The organism is Treponema sp. UBA785 (assembly GCF_002297065.1).
In the GTDB taxonomy this organism is placed as follows: domain Bacteria; phylum Spirochaetota; class Spirochaetia; order Treponematales; family Treponemataceae; genus Treponema_D.
Genome location: NZ_DBJD01000047.1, coordinates 1 through 811, shown reverse-complemented (window position 1 = coordinate 811; position 811 = coordinate 1). Strand labels below are relative to the sequence as shown.

The window sequence follows — 811 nt, the reverse complement described above, 5'->3', positions numbered from 1 at the left end:
TTTTTACAAAAGAGGGCGTGCCGGCTTGCGCCGTCGCGCTTTTCGCGGTTCCGCTGACGCTCCATTGGACGCAGCGAGCTGCTTACCAACGGCAGAGCCGCCGCTACAATCGCTCACGCGAGCAAAATGCCTGCTAAAAATGCAGGCTCTTTTTTTATAGGAGTTAAGATAAAAACAGCCGAAAACGGCGTCTGTTTTTTATCTTTCTAAGTTTGCGTTGCAAACTTACTAATTAACTGCAATTTTTCACTTTGCTACGAAATTGCAATAAAAAGTCAATCCTAAAACTGAAGTTTTAATCTTGACTTTTTATAGGAGAAAAAAAATGGCATTTACAGATATTGAATCACTTTTACCGCACAGAAAACCTTTTTTGTTTGTAGATACAATCGAAAGTTATGACGAAAACGGCTGTGTATGTACACGCAAATTTACAGAAGAGGATTTTTTCTTTAAAGGACACTTTCCTGAATATCCTGTAGTTCCTGGGGTAATTCTTGTAGAAACAATGGCACAGGGCGGTGGAGCCGCATTGAGTCTTCAGAAAAAATTTGACGAAGGAAGCCTGTTCTTCCTTGCGACAGTAAACAACGTAAAATTTAAGCATCAAGTACGTCCAGGCGACACCGTAAGAATGGAAGTAGTAAACAAACGCTGCACTAAAAACATGGTTGTACAGGAAGGAAAGGCCTACGTAGGCGAAACCCTCTGCGCCCAAGCCGAGTGGATGTGTCTCGTAGGAAAAGGCAACTAGCAAAAAGAATGCAAAATAGCCTTTAAAAGAGGCGAGTGGGCACGATTGTGCGTTAGC

At 42.5% G+C, this 811-nt stretch carries 1 protein-coding gene; it reads left to right on the top strand.

Translation table 11 applies throughout. From position 1 onward, the window contains the following. Positions 1-325: 325 nt before the first annotated feature. The gene (gene fabZ, locus B2X33_RS03610) at positions 326-754 is read left to right on the top strand and encodes a 3-hydroxyacyl-ACP dehydratase FabZ (RefSeq protein ID WP_078930743.1); all 429 of its coding nucleotides are present in this window, start codon (positions 326-328) and stop codon (positions 752-754) included. The last annotated feature ends 57 nt before the right edge of the window (positions 755-811 follow it).